The 16,072-nt window shown below is 58.2% G+C and carries 16 protein-coding genes and 2 pseudogenes; 10 read left to right on the top strand and 8 right to left on the bottom strand.

The genetic code is table 11. The features are described from left to right. Nucleotides 1-106: 106 nt before the first annotated feature. The 6 genes from urtB to AC5YUO_RS21895 are packed head-to-tail and all read left to right on the top strand — an operon-like array spanning nucleotide 107 to nucleotide 6,533. Entirely contained in the window at nucleotides 107-1,000 is an 894-nt protein-coding gene (urtB, locus tag AC5YUO_RS21920; protein WP_496155186.1) for an urea ABC transporter permease subunit UrtB, read from the top strand. Between the two features lies 1 nt (nucleotide 1,001). Further along, nucleotides 1,002-2,141, top strand: a complete 1,140-nt coding sequence (gene urtC / locus AC5YUO_RS21915; protein ID WP_496155185.1) for an urea ABC transporter permease subunit UrtC — start codon at nucleotides 1,002-1,004, stop codon at nucleotides 2,139-2,141. A gap of 1 nt (nucleotide 2,142) precedes the next feature. After that, entirely contained in the window at nucleotides 2,143-2,892 is a 750-nt protein-coding gene (urtD, locus tag AC5YUO_RS21910; RefSeq protein ID WP_496155184.1) for an urea ABC transporter ATP-binding protein UrtD, read from the top strand. Further along, entirely contained in the window at nucleotides 2,892-3,587 is a 696-nt protein-coding gene (gene urtE, locus AC5YUO_RS21905) for an urea ABC transporter ATP-binding subunit UrtE (RefSeq protein ID WP_496155183.1), read from the top strand. The genes urtD and urtE overlap by 1 nt, the downstream gene beginning before the upstream one ends. 27 nt (nucleotides 3,588-3,614) lie before the next feature. Then, nucleotides 3,615-5,366, top strand: a complete 1,752-nt coding sequence (locus tag AC5YUO_RS21900; protein ID WP_496155182.1) for a nitrilase-related carbon-nitrogen hydrolase — start codon at nucleotides 3,615-3,617, stop codon at nucleotides 5,364-5,366. A gap of 12 nt (nucleotides 5,367-5,378) precedes the next feature. Next, nucleotides 5,379-6,533, top strand: coding sequence for an iron-containing alcohol dehydrogenase (locus AC5YUO_RS21895; RefSeq protein WP_496155181.1), 1,155 nt, complete (start codon nucleotides 5,379-5,381; stop codon nucleotides 6,531-6,533). A gap of 39 nt (nucleotides 6,534-6,572) precedes the next feature. Here AC5YUO_RS21895 and AC5YUO_RS21890 read toward each other — a convergent pair whose 3' ends face one another. Both AC5YUO_RS21890 and AC5YUO_RS21885 read right to left on the bottom strand, forming a co-directional pair. Further along, complete coding sequence (locus AC5YUO_RS21890; RefSeq protein ID WP_496155180.1) at nucleotides 6,573-7,277, bottom strand: anti-sigma factor; 705 nt, start codon at nucleotides 7,275-7,277, stop codon at nucleotides 6,573-6,575. After that, entirely contained in the window at nucleotides 7,274-7,819 is a 546-nt protein-coding gene (locus AC5YUO_RS21885; RefSeq protein WP_496155179.1) for a sigma-70 family RNA polymerase sigma factor, read from the bottom strand. Before AC5YUO_RS21885 ends, AC5YUO_RS21890 begins: the two co-directional genes overlap by 4 nt. Before the next feature lie 202 nt (nucleotides 7,820-8,021). On the opposite strand from AC5YUO_RS21885, the gene AC5YUO_RS21880 reads away from it, so the two are divergent. Next, complete coding sequence (locus AC5YUO_RS21880; RefSeq protein ID WP_496155178.1) at nucleotides 8,022-8,810, top strand: DUF4394 domain-containing protein; 789 nt, start codon at nucleotides 8,022-8,024, stop codon at nucleotides 8,808-8,810. Between the two features lie 84 nt (nucleotides 8,811-8,894). On the opposite strand, the pseudogene AC5YUO_RS21875 reads toward AC5YUO_RS21880, so the two are convergent. The 5 genes and pseudogenes from AC5YUO_RS21875 to AC5YUO_RS21855 form a co-directional block, all read right to left on the bottom strand. Then, nucleotides 8,895-9,041: pseudogene (locus AC5YUO_RS21875) on the bottom strand (fasciclin domain-containing protein); the annotation flags it as partial. A 37-nt stretch (nucleotides 9,042-9,078) separates the two neighbouring features. Continuing rightward, nucleotides 9,079-9,495, bottom strand: coding sequence for a DoxX family protein (locus AC5YUO_RS21870; RefSeq protein WP_496155177.1), 417 nt, complete (start codon nucleotides 9,493-9,495; stop codon nucleotides 9,079-9,081). Continuing rightward, entirely contained in the window at nucleotides 9,479-10,483 is a 1,005-nt protein-coding gene (locus tag AC5YUO_RS21865) for an alpha/beta fold hydrolase (RefSeq protein WP_496155176.1), read from the bottom strand. The genes AC5YUO_RS21870 and AC5YUO_RS21865 overlap by 17 nt, the downstream gene beginning before the upstream one ends. 166 nt (nucleotides 10,484-10,649) lie before the next feature. Further along, entirely contained in the window at nucleotides 10,650-10,790 is a 141-nt protein-coding gene (locus AC5YUO_RS21860) for a hypothetical protein (protein WP_219511825.1), read from the bottom strand. Between the two features lie 195 nt (nucleotides 10,791-10,985). Next, on the bottom strand, nucleotides 10,986-11,315 hold the full coding sequence (locus tag AC5YUO_RS21855) for a Wadjet anti-phage system protein JetD domain-containing protein (protein WP_496155175.1): 330 nt from the start codon (nucleotides 11,313-11,315) through the stop codon (nucleotides 10,986-10,988). Between the two features lie 23 nt (nucleotides 11,316-11,338). On the opposite strand from AC5YUO_RS21855, the pseudogene AC5YUO_RS21850 reads away from it, so the two are divergent. Further along, nucleotides 11,339-11,542 (top strand): annotated as a pseudogene (locus AC5YUO_RS21850) (N-acetyl-gamma-glutamyl-phosphate reductase); the annotation flags it as partial. 179 nt (nucleotides 11,543-11,721) lie between these two features. Beyond that, nucleotides 11,722-12,561, top strand: a complete 840-nt coding sequence (locus AC5YUO_RS21845) for an alpha/beta hydrolase (protein ID WP_496155174.1) — start codon at nucleotides 11,722-11,724, stop codon at nucleotides 12,559-12,561. Between the two features lie 74 nt (nucleotides 12,562-12,635). On the opposite strand, the gene AC5YUO_RS21840 is transcribed toward AC5YUO_RS21845, so the two are convergent. Beyond that, a complete protein-coding gene (locus AC5YUO_RS21840) occupies nucleotides 12,636-14,792 on the bottom strand; it encodes a TonB-dependent siderophore receptor (RefSeq protein WP_496155173.1) in 2,157 nt (718 codons plus the stop codon). A 329-nt stretch (nucleotides 14,793-15,121) separates the two neighbouring features. Here AC5YUO_RS21840 and AC5YUO_RS21835 point away from each other — a divergent pair, with 329 nt between their 5' ends. Beyond that, nucleotides 15,122-15,994, top strand: a complete 873-nt coding sequence (locus AC5YUO_RS21835; protein WP_496155172.1) for a helix-turn-helix transcriptional regulator — start codon at nucleotides 15,122-15,124, stop codon at nucleotides 15,992-15,994. Nucleotides 15,995-16,072 lie beyond the last annotated feature (78 nt).

The following is a 16,072-nucleotide window of genomic DNA, read 5'->3' as shown; positions in this document are numbered from 1 at the left end:
TCTCGGCAAGGCGGATCTGCGCTTTTCTTCTGCGCGGCGCCAATCCGCTTTCGGATTGGCAAGAAGCAGGAAAACCCGACCCGCCCTTCTCACGAACGGTGGCTTCATGCTCGACATTCTTTTTATCGGCCTCAGTCTCGGCTCGATCCTTCTTCTGGTGGCGCTCGGTCTCGCCATAACCTACGGCGCCATGGGCGTCATCAACATGGCCCATGGCGAAATGGTCATGATCGGCGCCTACGTCGCCGTCCTCTCCGGCATATGGCTCAAGACAAGCCTGCTGCTCGCGATACCGCTGGCGTTCATCGTGACCGCGTTGCTCGGCCTGCTGATCGAACGGCTGGTCGTGCGGCGACTTTATGGTCGTTTGCTGGATACGCTTCTCGCTACCTGGGGCATCGCCATCCTTCTGCAGCAGGCCGTGAGGCTCGAATTCGGCCTGTCCTTTTTCGGCATCCATATCGAAGGCCTTGGAGCCGGCCTGCAAAACGTCGGCGTGCCTTCGTATCTGCAGGGTACCTTCAGCCTGGCAGGCGTGGAGATCAATGCTTACCGCGCTTTCATCATCGCGGTTGCCGCCGCGCTGACGCTGGTGACATGGTTCATTCTCTATCGAACGACGGCGGGCATGCAGGTTCGCGCGATCATCCGCAATCCGAAAATGGCCGCAGCCTGTGGTACCGACGTGAAACGCGTCAACGCCATGACTTTCGCCTTCGGGTCCGGTCTTGCGGGCGTCGCCGGTGTCATGATGTCCGGCTTTAAAACCGTTTTCCCGGACATGGGCACGACGATGGTCGTTGACGGCTTCATGGTCGTGGTCATGGGAGGCATTGGCAGCCTGTTCGGCACCATCCTGTCTTCGGGGTTATTGGGGGAGGTCAATGCGCTGGTGGCCATCGGCACGAACGACATTCTGGCGCGCGCCGTTGTTTTCGGGGTCGTCATCCTCGTCATTCTCGTCAAGCCCAGCGGGCTGTTCTCGTTCAAGGGGCGCTGACATGAGTATCCAACGAAAATTCCAGATCGCCGCTTACGTCATTTTCATAGCATTACTTTTTGCAGCGCCCGTTTTCGGTGACGAGTTCTGGCTGAATCGCATCTCGAAATATCTGGTCTACGGCATGCTCGGCGTCGCCATTGCGCTGACATGGGGATATGCGGGCATTCTCAATCTCGGCCAGGGACTGTTTTTTGGTCTGGGCGCCTATATGCTCGCCATGTCCCTGAAGCTGTCGAGCCTGACCAGTCTGCAACAGGGCTCCGACAAGCCGGTGCCGGATTTCATGCTCTGGAACGCCGAACCCGGTGCACCCACGGAACTGTGCTGTATCAACAAGGGCTCTTTCCTCTGGCTTCCGTTTCAAAGCCAGTCGGTCGGTCTCGTGCTCGGCATCGTGCTTCCGGTGGTGGTGGCCGGCGCACTCGGTATGCTGGTTTTCCGCAAGCGCATTTCCGGTGTCTTCGTCTCGATCATTACATTGGCGCTGGTTCTGCTCGTGCGTCTCGTGATGGTCGATGCGCAGCCGGTGACGAATGGCTTCAACGGCCTGACCGATCTTGGCTGGCTGACGATCGGTGGCATCGAATTCGACCCTTACAGCCGGGCGACCTATTATTTGTGTGCCATATGCCTGTCGTTGACGCTCATCGGTGCGCGTCTTGTTGTGGAAACCCGTGCAGGCATGATCCTGCAGGCGATCCGCGACGATCAGGTGCGCGCCCGCTATCTCGGTTTCGACGTCTCGCTTTACCAGGTGTTCTTCTTTGCCATCTCAGCCGGGATCGCCGGCGTTGCCGGTATGCTTTATGTGGTCGTTGCGGAGTTCGCCTCTCCGACCTTCATGGATCTGTCTTTCTCGGTGACAATGGTCGTCTGGGCTGCCGTTGGCGGTCGCTCCTCCCTGCTCGGTGCCTGTATCGGCGCGATCCTGATCAACATGATCGAGGCGGAGGTCAGCGAAACCGAAGCGCTGGTCGAGGCGTGGAAAGCGATCATCGGCCTCATCTTCGTCCTCGTCGTCCTGTTCATGCCGCGCGGACTTGGCGGCCTCGCGCATGATGTGCTGCGACAGCTCCTCCGCCGGGTCAAACCAGATGCGGCGTCTTCATCGTTGCAGCAACAAAGCGAGGCATTGTGATATGAGTGCAATCGCATTGACCATCGACGGTCTCAGCGTCGATTTCGGCGGCTTCAGAGCCGTCAACAATGCCAGCATCACCGTCGAAGATGGCGAGCTACGGGTGTTGCTCGGCGCAAACGGCGCCGGCAAGACGACCCTGATGGATCTGATCAGCGGCAAGACACGCAGCACGCAGGGCAAGGTCTTCGTCTACGACACCAACATCACCAATTGGCCTGAGCACAAAATAGCGCGCGCCGGCATCGGTCGGAAATTTCAGATCCCCAGCATTTTTCGCGATCTTACCGTGCGTCAGAATCTGGAAGTGGCGAATTGCCGAAATCCCTCCGTTTTCGCCAACCTCCGGTTTGGGTTTTCGCGCGCGGAAGCCAAACGCATCGATGAGGTGCTCGCCCTCACGGGCCTCGAAGCGGAAGAGGACATGACGGCCGCTTATCTCAGCCATGGCCAGACGCAATGGCTGGAACTCGGCATGCTCATCGTTCAGGATCCCAAGGTCGTTCTGCTGGACGAACCGACAGCCGGCATGACCCAGGCCGAGACCCGCAAGACGGCCCAGATCATCAAAAACCTCAAAGGCCGCCACACCATTCTCGTCGTCGAGCATGACATGGGGTTTGTGCGTGAAATCGCCGAGCGCATAACCGTCCTTCATCTGGGAGAGGTTCTGGCAGAAGGAAGCGTCGAGGATATCGAGCACAATCCGAAAGTCCGTGAAGCCTATCTCGGTTCGAAAGGAATTTCCTGATGCTGACATTGAAAGACGTGCACAGTTATTACGGCCGCAGCCATATCCTGCACGGGGTCACACTCGATGTTCCAACCGGCAAGGTGACGAGTATTCTCGGCCGCAACGGCACTGGCAAGACGACCCTGTTGAAAACCCTGATGGCGCTGACCGACCGGGTGACGGGTGAAATGCATCTGCAGGGAAAAGATATCGCCGCCGCCCCGACGCATATGAGAGCACGGGCGGGGATCGCCTATGTCCCCCAGGGCAGGGAGATCATTCCCGATTTTACCATCCGCGAAAACATCCTGATGGGCGCTTTCGCGCGTGCCGATCGCAAACGCGAAATTCCAGCGCTGGTGCCCGAACTTTTTCCGTATCTGATGGCCAATCTCGATCGACCGGGTGGTGTGCTTTCAGGCGGCCAGCAACAGCAGCTCGCCATCGCACGTGCGCTGGCCGCAGATCCGAAAGTGTTGCTTCTCGATGAGCCAAACGAAGGCATTCAGCCCTCCATCGTCGAGGAGATCGAAAAGATCATTATACGGCTCAATCGCGAGATCGGCATGACGATCATTCTCGTTGAGCAAAACGTCGCATTTGCGCGGCACTCATCTCACCAGTTCGCCATGCTGGAAAAGGGAACCGTGGTCGCGGCAGGCGCCATCGACACGCTCTCCGATGCACTTATTCATCGGCATATGGCTGTCTGAAACGGACTGAAATCCTTGGTAAAGAAAATGGGGACCATCATGACATCGACACAGAGCTACACCGCTGCCGCCATCCAGTTCGAGCCGACCATGTTCGAAAAGGCGCGCAATATCGCGCGGCTGGCCGCTCTTTGCGAGGAAGCGGCAGAAGCAGGTGCGCGCCTAATCGTCACGCCGGAAATGGGCACGACAGGTTATTGCTGGTTTGACAGGGCCGAAGTAAAGCCTTTCGTGGAAGCCATTCCCGGACCGACAACCGATGTTTTTCAGGCCATTGCCAGCAGACACCGCTGCTATATCGTCATCGGCATGCCGGAAGTCGAACCGGCGAGCGATCTCTATTACAACACCGCCGTTCTGATCGGTCCCGATGGCGTTGTCGGTCGGCATCGTAAGTCACATCCTTATATCGCCGAGCCCAAATGGGCCGCCAATGGCGATATCGTCCATGAGGTCTTCGAAACGGAGATCGGCCGGATTTCGATGCTAGTCTGCATGGATCTGCACTTCTTCGAAACGGCACGGCTGGAAGCTCTGGCCGGTGCCGACATCATCTGCCACATCTCCAACTGGCTGCAGGAGAGAGCACCTGCCCCCTACTGGATCAACCGCGCCTTTGAAAACGCCTGCTATGTCATCGAAAGCAACCGGTGGGGGCTGGAGAGAACGGTGCAGTTTTCCGGGGGAAGCTGCCTGATCGAGCCCGACGGAACGGTTGCCGCGTCCATTGATACTGGCGACGGGATTGCCTACGGCAAGGTCGATCTCGCCCGCGCACGCCGCCGCGAAGTCTTAAGCGAACCCGTCTTCAAGTCCCGACGACCCGAGCTTTACATGAACATGATGACCAACAGCTTCACTTGGAATCCGGGCGACTACTTCCGCCTCTATGGCTATCAGCCCATCCCGCGCGGGCGCAAATCGCACGCGGCCGTTGCCCAGTTCGCCCCCTCCTCCGTGATCGCAGACAACATCGCCCGCATCACCGCACTGGCCACAGAAGCAAAGGCGACGACAGCGCCGGACATTCTGGTTTTCCCGGAACTGTCGCTGACCGGGCTTGAGGCTCCCCACACCCGGGCGGAACCGCTTTCAGGCCCGACGGTCTCCGCCTTCGTGCGCCTGGCAATGAAGCTCGGCTTCTATCTTGTCGCCGGATTTGCCGAGGCGGACGGAGACAAAGTCTATAACACAGCAGTGCTCGCCGGCCCCGAGGGGCTGGTGGGCAGCTATCGCAAGACGCATCTCGGTATTGCCGACAGCTGGGCGGCAGCCGGTGACGAATGGAAAATATACGATCTTGCCATCGGCCGAGTGGGTCTGGCGATTGGCCACGACGCGCTTTATCCGGAAGCGATCCGTTCGCTCTCTCTTATGGGGTGCGATCTGATAGCCTGCCCTTCGGCAATTGCCGGTACGTTCACCGGAAGCCACGCGGGAACGAAAATCCCGCACAACTATCCCATCCCGAAGGGCGCCGACCCCTTTCACTGGCATGCTTTGCGGGTTCGTGGGGGCGAGAACAATGTCTATTTGGCCTTCGCCAATGTGCTTGATGAGACGGAGGGATATCTGGGCAAGAGTGCCGTGTTCGGGCCGGACTCCTTTGCCTTTCCGCGTCAGGAATCGGTGATATTGGATGAGGAAGGAATAGCCGGTGCGACTGTCGACACCACCAATCTCGACACACCCTATCCAACGAACATCGTCCGTCGAAAAGACCTTGTTGTCATGCGGCAGCCGCATCATTATCAGCCCCTCGTCAAATGGCATCAGTGAAAGGCTGGCAGGATGTCCGCATTCACATTCGCAACCGTCCCGCAGATCATTGCGGGACCCGGCTCTATCGCAAGGCTTTCGGAGCTGAGGAGCCTGCTCGGTCCGCGCGTTCTGGTGATTTCAGACGATGGTGTCGTCAAGGCGGGGCTCGTTCAGCCAACACTTGCCAGCCTTACAGAGGCCGGCGCCGAAACATCGATCTTCACCGGCGTTGTCGCTGATCCGCCGGAAGCCATCATCCATACGGCATTGGCACAGGCGGTGACGTTTGGCACAACCGGTGTGCTGGGCATCGGCGGCGGCTCGTCGCTCGATGTCGCAAAGCTTGTGGCGCTCATTGCCAAAAGCGGCGAAGCGCTCAAGACTATCTACGGCGTTGGCAAAGTGACGGGGGAGCGTCTGCCGCTGGTGCTCGTGCCGACAACGGCCGGTACCGGATCGGAAGTCACGCCGATTTCGATCGTCACCACGGGCGAACACCAGAAAAAGGGCGTAGTATCACCCGTACTTCTGCCGGACTTGGCACTTCTCGACGCGAACCTGACCATCGGACTTCCTCCCGCCGTGACCGCGGCGACGGGAATTGACGCAATGGTCCACGCCATCGAGGCCTTCACGTCCGCCAGTGCAAACAACAATCCCGTTTCCCGTGCCCTTGCCAAAGAAGCCCTGCGGCTTCTCGGAGCGAATATCGCGGTCGCCGTCGAGGATGGAACCGACCTTGCCGCCAGACAGTCGATGCTGCTGGGTGCAATGCTGGCGGGACAGGCCTTTGCTAATTCGCCTGTCGCTGCCGTTCATGCTCTCGCCTATCCGATCGGAGGCCGCTACAGCGTTCCCCACGGTCTTTCCAACAGTCTGGTACTGCCGCACGTCTTGCGCTTCAACGCGACGGTGTGTGGTGACGCCTACGCGGAGCTGGCGCCGTGTCTCTTTCCTCACCTTGAGCCTGCCGATCAGAACGGACGGCTCTCCGGTTTCATCGACGGACTGACGATGCTGCCAGTGCGCCTTAATCTTCCCGTAAGGCTGCGGCATGTCGGAATTCCAAAGGAGGGAATTCCTCTGCTCGCGGAAAGCGCGATGGAGCAGACCCGCCTGCTGGTCAACAACCCTCGTACCATGACGCTATCGGATGCCGCCAGTATCTACGAGGTTGCCTGGTAAGCATGCCAGTGCACACGTCACATGAGTTACAACCATCCTTTATCGCAGCAGCTTCGCGAGGCCCTTCGCCAATATTGGTCCGGTCGGCCGCCCGGTCGGAGATCCGCCAGCCTCTTCCAGCGTGATCTCATAGAGCTGGTCCCCCCTTGGTGTTGGCAATTGCGGAACAGCCAGACGTACCGAGCGCACACCGTCGATCAGGCCAAGCGATACTGGCCCTCTGTCTTTGGACGGCAGGGTCCAGACCTGGATCGTCTTGTCCCCGGGGATGTTGAAGTCGGCCAGCATACGGATCGTCGCCTGTTCATTGCCGAAATCCTCGACTATCGCCTGCACCTCCCCGGCATCATTGATCAGAACCGCGACGACAAGCGGTTCCACCGTCCGGGTCAGGCTGTAGGCAAGCCCTATTGCGAGCAAAAAGGTGGCGGCGAGGGCCGAGATCGCGACCATTCGCCAATCGCTTCTACGGTTGTCATTGGCATTTGAGATCAGAGGCATAACACCGGTTTGATCCTGGACCGGCAAGGCCGCTTCGATGCGCTGCCAAAGCTGCTCGGTGACGGTAGCAGGTACCACGCTCATGTCGAGTGGCAGGAAGCGCTCGCGGCTGGCAGCAATTGCGGCGCGCAGTTCAGCATCGCGTTCCATGGCAACCTCAACCTCGTCAACATCCGCGGCCTCTATCAGGCCCAGGACATATTCATCGGCAATAGCAGGGATATCCTCGCGATCGTAGATCATGCCATGCACTCCCGGAGAGCTGCAAGGCCACGCCTGATCCAGGATTTGGTCGTACCGAGCGGAATGCGCAGCCTCCCGGCGATCTCGCCATGCGAGTAGCCGCCGATATACGCCATGAGAATGCCGTCCCGTTTGCTCTCGTCAAGTCCGCCGAGGCAATCATAGAGCCGCGAACTGCGGTCCAGCCTGTGCCACGCCGCCATGACCTCATCCGCCTGCTCGCTTTCGCGCAGGGCCTCCACTTCCTCGACGGTATGCTCGCGTTTTCCGTCCCGCAGGAGATTAAGTGCCCGGTTGCGGACGATGGCATAGATCCAGCCTCGGGCGGAGCCGTGATCGGCCCTGTACTGATGCGCATGGGTCCAGATCCGGATAAAGGCGTCCTGCACCACCTCTTCGGCAAGCTCACGACGCCGGACAATGCGCTCGGCGACCGCGATCAGGCGTCCCGCCTCCCGATCAAAGATCAGGCGCAGAGCATTGCGATCACCCTTGGCGCAGGCAGCGAGTGCCGTATCGAGGTCGTCCGGCGTAGAGCCCATCACAGCAATACCTTCTCCCAATACCGACGAAGAAGACTGTCGGCTTTGAAAGCTATACCCGCTGGATCGACGAATGGATGCAAGTCGAAATTATTTTTTCACAGGCTGCATCCAAGCGGCATTGCTGGCGTGTCTTCAGTTCAGGAAGCGTCGAGAGCCGAGCGCTACACGACTTCCGAACGGTTCAACACGGGAGAAAGACATGAAGATCATTCGTTTCGCACTGATTGCCTCCTCTGCTTCCATCGCAGCGGCATCGACCGCATTCGCTGCCCCCGTCATCGGCCTGACCGGCGACAGGACGCTCGTCATCTTCGATACGGAGAAACCGGCGGTGACAAAAAAGATGGACGTGACTGGCGTCGACAAGCTTGTCGGCATCGACTTCCGCCCCGGCAACAAGACGGTGATCGGCGTCACCCCGGATCATCGCATCGTCTCGATCAATCTCGAAACGGGCGCCGCCACCGACGTCGCCAAAATGGACAAGATGCTGACCATGACGCAAGCCCCCGTCGTGGTCGACTTCAACCCTATGGCCGATCGGCTGCGCTTCATGACCGGAACAACCAACCATCGTGTCCACCCGGATACTGGCGCTGTGACGGTTGACGGTGTGCTCGCCTTCGAGGAGGGCGACATGCACAAGGGCGAGACGCCGAATATCGTCGCTGCTGCCTATACAAATTCCGTCGGCAAGCCTGAAAAGACCGCCATGTATAATATCGATGCCACGATCGGCGCGCTGATCCAGCAGACCAAGCCGAATGACGGCACGCTGAAAGCAATCGGCAAGCTCGGCCTCAAAGACAAGCCTGCGGCCTATGCCTTTGATATTCAGGGCATGGCGGACGGCAAGAACATGGCCTATCTCGCCGCATCCAAGACGCTCTACACGGTCAACCTCGAAACTGGAGCGGCAACCGACGTCGGCCCGATCACAGGGCTCGACAACGAAGTGCGCGACATCGCCGTTCTGCCGAACATGTAATTCGGCAGACGTTCAACGATGAAAACTGAAAAGGCCGGCGACCTCAAATGTCGCCGGCCTTTCTGATGATGGATTGGCCCCGGACTACGTCTTGCGCAGAAGAACCTTGTCGATGACATGGATGACGCCGTCGGATTGTTTGACGTCGGCAATCGTCACGTGCGCAACACTACCCATCTTGTCGGTGAGCGTGATCTTGCCCATGCTTTCCCTAGCCTTGCATCCGCCGACGATGAAACTTTGCGAATTTCGTCAGACGATATCAAAGCTATTTCTTGCCACGCCTGAATGGCCAGACGACGATGTTTCCCGCGAAGAGCGCCAACCACACCAGGTAAGGCTGCAAAGGCAATCGGATGAGATGGTAGGACCATTGCCATGGCGAGACAGTCGCTGCACCAAGGCTGTCGATGGCATGCTTGATATTGGCCGGGAATACGCAGATTGCATAGAGCCCCAGGCCAATGCCGGCGGCTTTCCGCAGCCGCGGCACCAGCAGTCCAACCGCACCGGCAATCTCACACAGACCAGTCAGGAAAATAACGGCCTCCGGCTCAGGAACCCAGGCGGGCGTGATACCGAGGAAGGGTTTGGGCAGGACGATATGCAGAATACCCGCGAGACCATAGACGCTGGATAGTCCCCACTGGCAGCGCCGCTGCCAGACATCAATCCTTGCCGTCACGTGCTATCCTCTGCTCGACATCCCTTTTTACGGCGTTGAGGTTCGACTTGCGGCCCGCAACCGTCTCGATCGCCGCGATTGCCAGATCGCTGGCGACGAAATCCGACTTGTGCCCGAGATTGTGCACGACGATCAGACGGGCACCGAGAATATCGCGGGCGAGATGACGGGAATGGACCTCAGGGGAGACGATACTATCAGTATCACCAGTGATGATGACTGTAGGCACTTTGATTTTGCGGTAATTCACGGAAGCCGCTCTGGCCCAGTCGCTCAAAGCCGCAACCTCTCTCGCATTGTGCCGAAATGCGAGCGGCCGCAGCGCCTGCAGGGCACGTGTCTCGTCGATGTAGTCGGCAGGAACCGGGTTCGGGGCAAAGACGCCTTTCGTGGCATTATCGATCGTCATAAACCCGACAGGTGGCACGATAAGAGTGCTGAATAGAGTGCCTATAATCGGGGCGCTGGCGGCCTCGTAGTACCAGGCGATCCCGCTATTCCATGGGTAGACCGCCGGAGACAGGAAAACGAGGCCTAAGACCATATCCGGATGGCGAATGGCGAAGGAAGCGGCAATTGCTCCCCCGAAGGAGTGACCGACAATAATAGCGCGGTTAATGCCGCGCTTCCGCATGAGGACAGCAATGGAGTCGGCTTGACCGTCGGGCAAAATGTTCTGCTCACCACCGACGTCGGAATTGCCGTGACCCGGACGATCGACGAACAACAGCTTGGCCCGTTCCTGCAGCTTTGTCCGAAACGAGAACATCGGATCGTAAAGGCTGGCGCTGGCGCCATGAATAAAGACGATTGGTGGCAAGTCTGGCTTCCGACCAGTCTCAACCAAGACGCTGTTGAGCTTGAATCCACCGACATCGGTGCGGGCTTGATCGTCTCGCTTTGGCGCAGCAACCGCTTTACAAGCAATCAGCGCGAAGCAGCCGATCATCAGAAACGCGGCGGTCAGGCAAAGAGTTCGATCCGGCATATCCTAGAGCTGCCCCGCCGTGCCACTGGCAAAGATCGGACCTGTCGGAAGGCCCGTCGGCATCAAAACTAAGGCACTGTTTCCCGCCATTACATGCCGAATGATGCCGGCTTGCCTGCCGCGAAACGCATCGTAGCCATAGACAGTCTTGAGGATATGCGAGGGATCAGCGGTCACGGCGGTTTTTATCCGAAGTGGAATGATTGTGCATCATCACGGTTTTGGGATCGATGGCAATGCCGAAGATGGAGTTGGTCGTGGCAGCAGGTAGCGCGATTGATGTTGTGAGCAACCACAGCGACTGCAAATAGGGCTCCGAGTTTCCTCGGAGCCCTTTGATAAGTCTCGTAAATTTTGGTTGCGGGAGCCTGAGCAAACAGAGACTTGTAAATTCAGGGCCATCGCCAATCTACGAATCGTCTATCCCTCCCTCGCAACAGTTCTTCAAGAAAAAGAGCGCACCAAGGGATGGCGTTCGCCATAGTTGATGTCGCCGAGAATATTACGGCCGGACCTGCCGTGAAGTTGCAAGGGGACTTTTGGGATCGAATTCCTCCTGTTCGTGTACGAGACCTACCTGCTCAATAAACGAAGCAAGCTCTGCGATCGCGCTCTCCGCCATGTCGCTGACAAAGCGATTTGCGGCCTGTGCTTTCGAACCGACTTGCCGAAGAAAATCTACATTCATCATGTGCGGCTGCAAGCTTACTCCGATCGATTCAAGATGTTGCTCAATGTAGCGAAAGATGCGCACCCCGCCCCCATCCATGTCTCCCCAATGGTAGGCCGGCGCACCTGCCTGCTTTGCCATATTTACTATCGTGTCCAACACGGGTCGCGACGGGAAACCGCCACAAGCCGCCACAGACCAAATGGGCTACCGGATCGAACCTCGCGTTCGTCAGCTATGCGGCCGACCCGGAGCGCAACCTGGTAATCGCGATGGGCGTGGTCGACAATCTCGGCAAGGGCGCGGCAGGCCAGGCGGTGCAGAATGCGAACCTGATCTGCGGCCTGCCAGAAACCGCGGGATTGGACGGCGCACCTGTTTGGCCTTGACGAAGGCGGGCGGCGGCGACAGGGTTTACCGATAAGACAATTATTGCGGTGAACTGGGCCAGTATCATAACCCACTGATATCTGATAGTTTTCGGCGAGAATCTATGTCAGTTCGGCTACAGGCTGCCGGATGACCTCATAATGAGCCGCCGGTTGAAGATCACATGATGGAAAAGCGAATGAGCGAATGGCAACCGGTAGAACTTCCGGCTGCGCGGACTTTCGAAATTCAGTCCCGGCGTACCGGTGAAAACTACAGGATATTGATCCGACTTCCTCCCGGACCACCCCCCAAAGCAGGTTATCCTGCGCTGTGGATGCTGGATGGAGACGCCAGCTTTCCGCTCATTTTCAGCCAGCCTGCGCACGGGCTTTTTCAGGCGCCGGCGGCGAGCAGCACGGGGCTGACGATCGCGATAGGTTTTCCCGGTGGCTCGCCTTTCGATGCACCTGCCCGTTCACGCAACTACACGCCGCGGCCGGATCGCGAGACCGGTGACATGGTGTCGGTCGATTTCGGTGGCTCGGAGGATTTCCTTCATTTCATTGCCGCGGAACTCCGTGCGAGCCTGTCCGAGCTCTACCCCCTTGACCCCACAAGACAGACATTGTTTGGTTTTTCTTACGGCGGCCTTTTTGTCGTCCACACACTGCTTTCCTGTCCGAAATATTTCCAGCGGTACTGGGCAGCAAGCCCGTCACTGTGGTTTAGTGATTTCATGATGATGCGTCAGATGCGGCGTGACGCGGTGACCGGTTCAGCCGAGCGTTTGGTCATTACTGTCGGTAAGGACGAACAATACGCTGAGCATGCATTGCCGGCAGGACGACAGGAGCACCTTTCGCGGCGGGCGATGGTGGACAATGCAGTGGAAGCGGCCGGACTTATCGCGCGCGCCAATCCAGACCTGCGGGTCGATCTGACCGTTGCGTCCGACCATGACCATCTTGACATGCTCATGCATGGCGCCAGGCGCGTACGGGCGATGGCCTTCGACGAACTGGAACCATGTGACTGACAAGCCGACTGAAATGCCAGCGACCCGAAGCAGATGCTCCGGGTCGCTTTCATTCAAGCCCATATTTGATCGGGTCAGAACGTCGTGCCGATCTTGAAGACAAAGCTGCGTGGTTCGCCGTAGAAGTTAAAGACCGAAGTGCCGCCGACGCGTTCGTAATAGGTCTTGTTGAAGACGTTGTTGACCGTAAGGCTGGCCGTTACATGTTCGTTGAACTTGTATCCGGCCTGCAGATCAACCACACCGTAGCCCGGTGCATTGATGGTGGTGGCGCCACCGGCTGCAGTACGGGAGACATTCTTGAATGACGAGAATAGCTTCACACCACCGCCGACAAAGAAGCCATCGGTCCAGTTTCCAGTATCTTCGAACGTGTATTTGGTGAAGAGCTGCACCATATGCTCAGGCGTGTAATATTCCGATCCTGCCGCACGGGTCGTGTTCTTGTATTCCGTGTCCGTATAGGTGTAACCGGCCGTTGCTTCCCAGTTGGGCAGGATTTCGCCATTGACCTCAAATTCAATGCCGCGCATGTGCGCCTTGCCAAGCGCGAGATAATAGCTGGTATTGTTCGGGTCGGTGACAGCACGGTTTTCGTCGGTCAGATCGAACCACGCAAGCGAAGCATTCAGGCCATCGGTCAGTTCCGCCTTCAGGCCAACTTCATACTGCTCGCCGGTGCGCGGATCGATGATCGCACCCAAGGAGTCAACCGCCGATTGCGGCTGGAAAATCTGGGTGTAGCTGGCATAAGCGGACAAACGGTCTGTCAGATCGTAGATAATGCCGGCATAAGGCGTGAATTCGCCGTTGACCTTCACTTCGCTGCTGCCGGACTGGGCGTCATACCAGGTGAAACGCCCGCCACCGATCAAGGTCAGCTTATCGAATGGTTTGATGCGCCACTGACCGTAGATACCGTACTGGTCGGACTCGGTTTCCGTCGCACTGCCGAAAGTCACGGTTGGCCTGGCGAGGTGTGTATTCCAGTTGTATAGGCTTTGAGCGCCGGAAATCACGCCTGTCGCCGATCGCAGGCTGTCATCGCTGCCGCGATAGTCGACGCCCGCAATAATGTTGTTTTCCAGGCCGTAGATTTCGAACGGTCGGCTGATGTGAGCGTCGAGCGATACCGAATCCTGCTCATAGTCTCGTGCAAGCCACCGTGTTCCACTTGTGACAACGCCTGACGCGTTTGCCGCGCCGGCAGCATATGCATACAGAAAATCAACGTCGACATGTGAATAAAGGGCCGAGATCTTGGCGTGACCGCCATCTTCGAAACGGTGCTCGAGTTCGGCAATATATTGCGTGACATTGTTTTCGAAGGTGTTCCAGTCAGCGCCGGTATATGTCGCGGTGGGCAGGTCGAGCAGCGTGCCGTTTGCAAGCGTCGGCAAACCGTTGAATGGCGAGATATCGCGCTTTGTATGGTTGATGCTGACCGTTGCGGTCGTGTTTTCCGTCAAATCGGCCTGAATCGTCCCGTAGACAACACCAACCTTGTTGTCGACGCCATCGACAAAGCTGTCCTTGCCCGAGAGAACGCCAACAAGGCGACCGCGAACACGGCCCGACTTGGTCAGCGGCCCGGTAATGTCACCCTCGACGCGCTTGCCATCCCACGAACTCATGATCGTATTGATGCTTGCCTTGTATTCGTCCGACGCCTGCTTCAGGCGCATATTGACGGCACCGGCCGGTTCGCCCGCACCGCCGAACAGGCCGGAGGGGCCACGCAGTATCTCGATGTGGTCGACAACAGCCATGTCCGGCTGCGTGCCGTAGATCGAGGAAACCGGCGTCGACAGACCGTTCATATAAAGCGTGTCGAATTCAAAGCCGCGGGAATAGAGGCTGGAACGACCGTCATCGTTGGTGAGGACAACGACGCCGGGCGTCTTGCGCATAACCGTATCGAGGGAAGAGAAATTTCCGTCTTCAAGGCGTTCGCGGGTGACTACCGTGGTCGATTGCGGTACTTCGCGCAGCGCGCGCGTGTCTTTGTCGCCAACGCTTATCTGCCTGGTCGTATAGCTGTTCGTGCCTTCGGTCTCGTAGGTCGCGCCCTCAAGCACGATCGGCGCAAGTTCCGTGGTTTCGCTCCTGGTGCTTGTGGCATCCTGAGCCCTGGCACTTGCCGCCATACCCGTCAGCACGGTGGTTGCCAGTAGAATATGAGCCAGCCGCTTCATCGCCGGCCGTTGCAGGTTTATCTCAGTTCCGTTCATTTCCATACCCCCGGACGACTGGCTATTTCCACACGATTGTCGCTCGTTACGCGCCAAACAGTGCCGGACGTCCCTCGTCGCGGCTATTCTTGAGTGCTTATTTCATGTATTCGTATAAGCGGTTTTGAAAGCGCCCGCTTTCGTTAACCGCGCATAAACTTATGCAGGAGACCTCTGTGAACAGAGCCATCGCCCCTCTTCCGCCCGTGGCAGCAGATCCGAACCCCATCCTGACCCGACGCGAGTTACGCAAAAACGGCGTGCGCGTGCTCGACGGTGGTGATCAGGGCGACGCAGTCGTTGCATGCGGCCTCGTCGGAAAGGTTAGGATGGACGGCATTCACGCAAATTTCGGCCGCCGTATGCAGGTCGATGACCTCGATATGGAAGTGGCGCTTGATGCGCAGGTGTGCATCAAGATTTTCCTCGAAGGCTTTGTCGAAGCGTCGTTGAACGGCGTGCCGATGCCAATGCCGCAACGGACAGAACAGGGGCGTTGGCAGTCATCGGCCATTATCGTTTCGCACGGGAGTGGTGCACGCCTGCGCCGACGGGCACGCAAGGGCCAATATCTCGATAAAATGGTCATCGGCATGTCTCGCGAATGGTTGCAGCGGTTTTCCGAAAGTGCGGAAACTCCAGCGAGTTTCCGGGCGCTTCTGGGCGGGGAGCCGGGCTTCTGGCAATGGCGACCCAATTGCAAGGTCGAGTTTCTGGCCAGGCAGATGTTCGATATCGCTGCCCGCAAGCCGCCGTTTTCGTCCGTACTGCTGGAGAGCCACACGCTTGCCATCGTCTATGAGGCGCTCACGACCGCATTCGGTACGAGCCCTGAGGCGGTGATGCCGCCGACCAACCTGACTGCGGCCGAACAGCAGCGGATTTATGCCCTCGTCCGCTATATCGATCGCCACTCGGCCCAGGAGCTTGCCGTGACCGCCATGGCGAGCGAGCTTGGCGCCAGCCAGGCAACACTGCAGCGCCTGGTGCGCAAAGCGCACAATTGCTCCCTGAACGAGTTCATCCGAAACCGCTGGCTGGATGAGGCCCGTCAAGCGCTTCTCTTCAGCAATCGCAGCATCTCCGAGATTGCCTTCGAAGCCGGATATGTGCACCTTTCTAACTTCACGGCAGCCTTTCGCAAGCGGTTCGGTTATCCACCCTCTTCGCTTCGAAGACATTCCGGTCCGACCGAAGGCTGAGCAGGGCCACCAGAATTATCCTGTGCGCTGCACTCATGTTTTTGGTGGCGAGCGCCAGTCAGTGATGCTAATGCTGCC

This window comes from Agrobacterium sp. LEGMi-208b (genome assembly GCF_059511785.1).
This window is presented reverse-complemented; position numbering and strand designations above follow the sequence as displayed.

What these genes read in the sequence shown, in the direction of transcription:
- urtC (WP_496155185.1), top strand. Translation starts at nt 1,002, where the DNA reads ATGAGTATCCAACGAAAATTCCAGATCGCCGCTTACGTCATTTTCATA.
- urtB (WP_496155186.1), top strand. Translation starts at nt 107, where the DNA reads ATGCTCGACATTCTTTTTATCGGCCTCAGTCTCGGCTCGATCCTTCTT.
- AC5YUO_RS21880 (WP_496155178.1), top strand. Translation starts at nt 8,022, where the DNA reads ATGAAGATCATTCGTTTCGCACTGATTGCCTCCTCTGCTTCCATCGCA.
- urtE (WP_496155183.1), top strand. Translation starts at nt 2,892, where the DNA reads ATGCTGACATTGAAAGACGTGCACAGTTATTACGGCCGCAGCCATATC.
- AC5YUO_RS21895 (WP_496155181.1), top strand. Translation starts at nt 5,379, where the DNA reads ATGTCCGCATTCACATTCGCAACCGTCCCGCAGATCATTGCGGGACCC.
- AC5YUO_RS21900 (WP_496155182.1), top strand. Translation starts at nt 3,615, where the DNA reads ATGGGGACCATCATGACATCGACACAGAGCTACACCGCTGCCGCCATC.
- AC5YUO_RS21845 (WP_496155174.1), top strand. Translation starts at nt 11,722, where the DNA reads ATGAGCGAATGGCAACCGGTAGAACTTCCGGCTGCGCGGACTTTCGAA.
- AC5YUO_RS21835 (WP_496155172.1), top strand. Translation starts at nt 15,122, where the DNA reads ATGGACGGCATTCACGCAAATTTCGGCCGCCGTATGCAGGTCGATGAC.
- AC5YUO_RS21865 (WP_496155176.1), bottom strand. Translation starts at nt 10,483, where the DNA reads ATGCCGGATCGAACTCTTTGCCTGACCGCCGCGTTTCTGATGATCGGC.
- AC5YUO_RS21890 (WP_496155180.1), bottom strand. Translation starts at nt 7,277, where the DNA reads ATGATCTACGATCGCGAGGATATCCCTGCTATTGCCGATGAATATGTC.
- AC5YUO_RS21840 (WP_496155173.1), bottom strand. Translation starts at nt 14,792, where the DNA reads ATGAACGGAACTGAGATAAACCTGCAACGGCCGGCGATGAAGCGGCTG.
- urtD (WP_496155184.1), top strand. Translation starts at nt 2,143, where the DNA reads ATGAGTGCAATCGCATTGACCATCGACGGTCTCAGCGTCGATTTCGGC.
- AC5YUO_RS21885 (WP_496155179.1), bottom strand. Translation starts at nt 7,819, where the DNA reads ATGGGCTCTACGCCGGACGACCTCGATACGGCACTCGCTGCCTGCGCC.